Here is a 6,860-nt window from a genome sequence, read left to right as displayed (position 1 = left end):
AAGCGCACGTACATCATCACCGCCAGGCGGATGATCTCGCGGCTCGTCTTGAAGTATTTGAACGGGTCAGGTTTCGACATCAAGCGACGCTAGTCGGCGCCCTGCCTAATCGCAAGCCGGGTTCCTCTGACATCGCCCGATCCGGCGCTTCCGGATCTCAGCGGCGAACATCGGACCGAAGCGATGCCACCAGAACCTGATGGTCTCGTGGCTGATATCGACGCCGCGCTCGTGCAACAGGTCTTCGACGTTCCTCAGCGAAAGCGGGAAGCGGACGTACAGCATCACCGCCAAACGGATGATCTCGGGGCTCGTCTTGAACCACTTGAAGGGGCTGGCTTGGGTCATGGCGAGAGGCTACCGAACCCCCTGTTCCGCCTCAAGCCAGGTTCCTCTGACACTGCCATCGCGGCATATATCTACTCGGCGAAATTTATGGTTGCTCATGCCGAAGGCTGCTGGAAGCACTTGTGTCGACTTTTCGCCCGCTCCAACCCAGACTTCGCAGCCTGTCCAAGACCGCGTCAGCATCTGCCTTCTCTCGGTGTATGCCGTAAAGCATCGCCTCAAGCGGTGCACTGGGCCAAGCACGGTTCAGTTCATCGAGCTTGCGTAGCGCGTCCGTCTCTCGGCCAACTGCGGCGAATGCCGCCGCCTGATACGCCAGGGAGGGCGCGCTCAAGGGGTCGCCGGCGGCCGCCGCATTCTCGAATCCCTCATAGGAATCTCGGTAGTTGCCTAAATGATAGCTCGCTGCCGCGAAGATATTTCGGTTGGCGAAGCGTTGCAGACTCCCGACCCGTGCCTGCCCGTCGTTCGTTGCCGCAATCGCGCGCTCGAAATCGCCAGAGAACAACGCGATTGAGCCAAGTATATCGAGGATCTGCCCGTTTTCCGGGTCGAGCTGCCCGGCGAGTTCTGCGAGGCGCATGGCCTCCACATAGTCTTTTTCGGAAAAGCTGACCCAGGCCAGGGCGGATTGGGTCCACGCCTGCGTCGGCGCAAGGCGTAATGCTGAATCGGCCATTTCCCGCGACCGCGCGACGAGGTCTGCGCGGCTTTCCGGATCGGGAGAAAGAAGCGCGCGCGTGCCCAGCACGAAGGATAGCCCCGCGTAGCCTCCGAAGTAGTCCGGATCGAGCTCGACAACGCGCTCGAAGACCGAGGTCAGCAATTCCTGCCGAGGCAAATCGAAGATTGGAAAGATCATGCGCTGCGCCTGATCGGCGAGGTTGATCGCCTCGAGCGAGGCTGGCGACTTACCCAAAACAGCAGTTCGCTGAGCGGTTTTGTTGTCCGCGGTTGCCGCTACCTGCTTGCCTGCTTCCTGAGAGTTGGGTCCCCCAAATTGATCTGGAGTTTTCGGCGCAAGGGTTGTCGTCAGACCAACTCCCACCACAGCTCCGAGCACGAAGAGGCCCAAATATGCCGGGGACCGCGCGAAAATGACCTTCCAGGGCAAAGACGGAGTTTCCGGTCTGATATCCGATACGTTCATTTCCTCAAAGCGCGGTCGATAGCTGCCGGGATCCAGCTGGAGTCGGACCGGGTCCTCGGCGCCGATCGTTGCGTAATAGTGGTCGAGCCGCTGGCGAAGGCGCCGCGCATCGACGCGGACAATGTTCTCAGGATCGTCACCGTCCCCGGATGTTCGGTGATACACGTCTTGCGCGATCGTCTTGCCCCGAATTTCATCGCCGCGGCCGGCAAGCTCCTCCTCCAGGATATAGGCCAGAAAATCCCTCAGCCGTTCCCTTTGGTCCAGGATTGGCGAGCCAAGAATCCTGTCCAGCGCCTCTTTCTTGGCATCCACAGAGATTTCTGGTTTCGGCTGGATTTTCGTCATCGCCGCCCGCCATTCCATATGTTTCAAAACTTTATCACATTTCCCGGCGCGTGATTCACCATGTGAGTCACCGTGACTCCCTTACGTTGCGTCATTTTATCGCTCAGCAAAAAAATACGCGCATTTCGGTTTGACCGCCTGACGCGGATCAGAGCGCGGCCGGTGTCGGGCACGAGGGCGGTGTGGGTCCTCGAGCTGCAGCGTGAAGATGGCGCAATTTAGCTTCGTTTAGCGCTGTCGCTCAGCGCCGGCCGATCGCTCGAACTCGGCATGTCGCAGACCGACGATCAACAGTGGAGGAACCTCTTATGAAAGATCGAAGAAAAGCATTCAAGCGAACGGCCAGTTTCCTGGTCGGGGTGGCCTTTGGAATGTGGCTGGCCGCCCCGGGCGGGCCCGGCTCCCACGGCCTGACATTGGTCGGCGCCGCCTACGCGCAGGAAGCGGAGGTCTCACCGACAATGGTGAGTAACCGCGAACGCGACGCCTATTACCCCAACACCGAAGATCTCGCCGACGACGAGATGCGGGTCATCGCCTGCGGCACCGGCATGCCGACCACGCGCGCCGCCCAGGCCGCCGCCTGTTTCTTGGTGGAGCTCGGCAACGGCGACAAGTTCCTGTTCGACATCGGGTCAGGGTCGGCCGAGCGGATCTCGTCGCTGCAGATCCCCTACAACTACCTCAACAAGGTCTTCGTCGGCCACCTGCATACCGATCATTTCGGCGCGCTGCACGACCTGTTTATCGGCGGCGCTTTGATGGGCCGCAACGTACCGCTGCGGGTCTGGGGGCCGAGCGGCGCGACGCCCGAGCTCGGCACGGCCTATGCGCTTGACCACATGATGAAAATGCTGACCTGGGACATGGCCGGACGGGCCGGAAACGTCGATTTCCGTGGCTACAACATGGAAGTCACCGAGTTCGACTACAAGCTCGAGAACGAAGCGATCTACGAGGAGAACGGCGTTACCATCCGCACCTTCCCGGCGATTCACGCGATCGATGGCGCGGTCAGCTACGCGCTTGAGTGGAACGGCTTGAAGTTCGTCTTCAGCTCCGACACCTATCCGAATAAATGGTTCATCGAATACGCCAAGGACGCCGATCTTGCGATCCATGAGTGCTTCATCGCCGTGCCGGACCTCGTAAACAAGATGCGCTTCAGCCCGGAGTCAGCACTGCTTGTGGGCACGCAGGTGCATACCGCACCCGAGGCCTTCGGCAAGGTGATGAGCGAGATCCAACCCCGGCTGGCAGTGGCCTATCACTTCTTCAATGACTTCGACACATCGACTGCCGTCTACGAGCGCATTCGCAAAACCTATGACGGCCCACTCAGCATGGCCGACGATTTCATGGTCTGGAACGTCACCAAGGACGACATCCGGGTGCGGATGGCCGTCACCGAGGAACGCACCTGGTCACCGCCTCTGGGCGCCCCTGCCGAGCCGCCCTCGCTGGACGACCGGACAGCTTTCGCGGAGCGTACCGGCATCGACATCGCCAATATCGGCTTCAGCGAGTTCACGAAGTCCGGCTACTTCGACGTCGACGATGCGCTGCGGCCGATCTTCGAGGAAGCGAGCCAAGCCCTCGGCCGCGACTTCCCCTATCCGGGCGACGAGTGACACACACCGCTCTGCCCCGGCGTTTAAGAGCGCCGGGGCTCAACACTCAAACCGAGGTCGAACCCATGCTACGCTCGTTTCGCCCGATCTTCGCCGCCATTACGCTCTTCCCATTTGCGTTCGCCGCGAAAGCCGATCTGGTGTCGCCTTATGGGGGTGAGACGGCACCGAATTTCGTAGAGATATCGGTACTTGATGATCGGGTGCGGGCGAAGATCGAGATCGACCCGGCCGATTACCCGTATTTCGTCGGGACCGATGACGGAACCGGTCGATCGCTGGCCGAGAGGACGGGAAAGACGCTTGTTGTCGAGGCGGACGGGATGCCTCTCAAGCCAGTTGTCCGCAAGGTGGATCTGCGCCCACGCCAGCCGCGTGTCACCGCAGCTATAGCAGTCGTGCCGCCACGTCCGCGCAGCGACAAGGTGATATTTGCCGAGTTGGAATTCCTCTTCACCGGCCATCCAGAAAGCATCACCTTCGCGCCACCGCTCGACAGCAAGGGCAAACCCGTCGCCTCGCTCGGCCTGCTGGTCGAGCATCTCGGCGTACCGGTGACCGATTACCGCTATCTTTCGCAGGCGGAAACGCTGGCGCCGGACTGGGATGACCCGTGGTTCAGCAGCTTCGAGAACCCCAACCTGACCCGACACCACAAATCCCCGCTGATGTCCTTTCTCTCGATGGAACCGCGGGAAGTCCGGCACGAAATCATCGTCCGCCTGCGGGACCTCGAGGGTTGGGCCGACCTCGGTCTCGGCGCGACCGGTTCCCTCGGGTCCGCGCAGATGGCCGAGGTCGCGCGTCGGGCGGCCGCTTTCTTCCGAACCCGAAACCCAGTCGTAATCGACGGCGAGAAGGCGAGCCCGGACGACATTCAGGTTTCCCGCATCGCGATCGGCGTCGAAGGTCTACGAGTGCTCGACGACTCGGAGGAGGTCGATCGCGCAACGGCGCTTCTCGGCCTGGTAATTTCGTATCCCCGACCGATCCTCGCGCAAGAAGTCGAGATGACTTGGGATTTGTTCCCTGAGGGAGTGCAATCTGTTCCGGTTACGCTGACCGATCCGGTCGGCGGCGTCCCGGCTCTGGCGCGAGCTGACGATCCGGTGGTGCGTTGGGTCAACCACCTGACGACGTGGCAGAATCCGCAATCGCGTCCAGTGAACGTGTCCACTGCCACTGTACTCAGCCTGCCTTTGCTGGCGGGGACCTTCGGCCTCGTGGCCTTGTGCGCCGCCTGGATGGCGTTCCGCACTCGGGGTCCCCGCAGGGGCGTGGCACTGCTCGGCGGAGCGGCTACCCTGATTGCAGCGACGATTACCATCCCGGTTACGACCCGGATTACACTGCCGGGCGAGCCTGCACCGGATTCCGCGGCGGCACGGCAGCTCATGTCCGGGCTTCTGGACAATGTTGGCACGGCCATGCTCGAAACTCGCCAGGAAGGCTTCGATCATGCACTGACAACTTTTGTTCCTTCGGATCGGTCGGCAGAGGTTGGTGCCGAACTGCGCCGCGGCCTCTCGGTCATTCTGCCGTCTGGAGCGTTGGCGCGGACCGACGAGATCACGGATCTCGAGGTCGAACAGATCTCGCCTGCGCCCGATGGCGCCGGCAGCCAGATCCTCGCCCGGTGGACGGCCTCCATGAGCGGCGGCCACTGGGGGCACATGCATCGCCGCCTCGTTACCTATCGCGGGTTCATCGACGTGTCGCGGCAGGGGGACCGGTGGTTCCTGGGCGACCTGACGATCCTCAGCGCGCAAACCCAATCGTGAGGCCCACAATGAAACGGCTTTCGGTACTCGTTCTTGCTCTACTCTCGATGATGCTTGGCGGCGCGGCTTGGGGGCATTTCAAGCTCAACCTGAATGTGCGGATCTTCCATATTGTGCATGAGGCTGACGGGCTCGACCTCTACCTTCGTACGCCGATGTCCTACCTCGTGGCGGACAAGCTGGGTCCGATTGGCTCAGACGGGCTTCCCGCGCCAGCGCCCTTCACCACGAACCGGCCTGAGAACGGGGTACCCATGCACCTCCTTGATCCCGAGGCATTGCTTGCGGACCCATTCGGCCTCGGCCAGTTCGCGGCAGACGGGCTCCGGATCGATTCCGATGACGGACCGCTCGCTGCCGAGGTGATCTCTGTCCGTATCCATCAGGTAGGCAACGAGCCGGGCTTCGCCACAAGGGCCGAGGCCGTTGCGGCGCTGGCAGAGGGGGCCGTCATAGGGAACGAGTCCGACGAGACCTACATTGGCGACATAGTTGTGGACGTTCACCTGAGATACCCATCGATCACGCAAGTTTCGGAATACCAGATTTCGGCACTAACCGACCCAGGGCTTCCGGGTCAGGAAGAAACCGCAAACCTCGTGCTCGACTACCGTGGGGACACAACGCGAACCTACCGGGCCACCGGGCTTATGGCAGAGCCGGTCACGGTTTCGGGGTCGCCGGTCGCGGCGGCCTCATCATTTGTCATCGAAGGCGTCCGCCACATCCTTGAGGGTATCGATCACGTACTCTTCGTGATCTGCATGGTTATCGGCGCCCGGACGCTCCGCGCGCTTCTTACACGTGTCACCGGTTTCACGGTCGGCCACACGGTCACGCTGGGCCTGGGATTCTTCGGGGTCGCTCCCTCGGGGACATGGTTCATCCCCGCAGTCGAGACTGCCATCGCTCTGAGCATCATCTGGGCCGCTGCCGATGCAATCATGCAGCGTCCCGGCTACACGCGCAGCAACCGCAACGCCGTAGCCGTCACCGTCGCAATCGGCCTCCTGCACGGCTTCGGATTTTCCTTCATGCTCCGGGAGATCCTGCGCGTGGACGCCGACAATGTCTGGCAGAGCTTGCTGGCCTTCAACATTGGCGTCGAACTCGGTCAACTCGCCATCGTCGCATTTATCTGGCCGGCAACGCTGTTGATCCGTCGAATGCCGGACCAGGTCTGGATCGGAACCCGCGGAGCGATTGCTGCGTCAGTGTCCGTGGTCGCAGCAATCTGGGCCGTTGAACGGGCTACGTTCCTGCTCGGTTAAGGAAGCATCGAAAATGGAGCTGTCATTTGTGGACGGCTCCTGTTTTGCAAGGGTTTTCCTGAGCGACTTGGATCGAAGCGGGTTGCGGTTATTTGTCCGGCCTTTGAGCGCGGTGCGTCTGACCGCTGGCCCTGGCGGTGTCAGAGGAACCTAGGCTCCAGACCCATTGATTTCCGACTTTCGGCGTGATTCAGGCTCCGCAAGGAGACCTGAGCATGAGCAAACTTTTCTGGCTGACGGACGAGCAGATGGCGCGTCTTCAGCCCTTCTTCCCCAAGAGCCATGGCAAGCCGCGTGTGGACGACCGGCGCGTCCTGAGTGGAATTATCTT

General features: G+C 61.4%; 4 protein-coding genes and 2 pseudogenes. 4 read left to right on the top strand and 2 right to left on the bottom strand.

All coding sequences use genetic code 11. The features are described from left to right. Positions 1 to 138 precede the first annotated feature (138 nt). A pseudogene (locus R5H32_RS20395) lies at positions 139 to 348 on the bottom strand (IS6 family transposase); the annotation flags it as partial. A gap of 85 nt (positions 349 to 433) precedes the next feature. Next, a complete protein-coding gene (locus tag R5H32_RS20390) occupies positions 434 to 1,846 on the bottom strand; it encodes a hypothetical protein (RefSeq protein ID WP_318340485.1) in 1,413 nt (470 codons plus the stop codon). A gap of 308 nt (positions 1,847 to 2,154) precedes the next feature. On the opposite strand from R5H32_RS20390, the gene gntH reads away from it, so the two are divergent. The 4 genes and pseudogenes from gntH to R5H32_RS20370 form a co-directional block, all read left to right on the top strand. Beyond that, entirely contained in the window at positions 2,155 to 3,477 is a 1,323-nt protein-coding gene (gntH, locus tag R5H32_RS20385) for a guanitoxin biosynthesis MBL fold metallo-hydrolase GntH (RefSeq protein ID WP_318340484.1), read from the top strand. A gap of 65 nt (positions 3,478 to 3,542) precedes the next feature. Next, the gene (locus tag R5H32_RS20380; protein WP_318340483.1) at positions 3,543 to 5,258 is read left to right on the top strand and encodes a hypothetical protein; all 1,716 of its coding nucleotides are present in this window, start codon (positions 3,543 to 3,545) and stop codon (positions 5,256 to 5,258) included. An 8-nt stretch (positions 5,259 to 5,266) separates the two neighbouring features. Continuing rightward, entirely contained in the window at positions 5,267 to 6,529 is a 1,263-nt protein-coding gene (locus tag R5H32_RS20375; RefSeq protein ID WP_318340482.1) for a HupE/UreJ family protein, read from the top strand. Between the two features lie 215 nt (positions 6,530 to 6,744). Continuing rightward, positions 6,745 to 6,860: pseudogene (locus R5H32_RS20370) on the top strand (IS5/IS1182 family transposase); the annotation flags it as partial.

Source organism: Defluviimonas sp. D31 (assembly GCF_033436765.1).
GTDB lineage: Bacteria > Pseudomonadota > Alphaproteobacteria > Rhodobacterales > Rhodobacteraceae > Albidovulum.
Note: the sequence above shows the minus strand (reverse complement) of the source record. Positions and strands in the feature narration are given on the sequence as shown.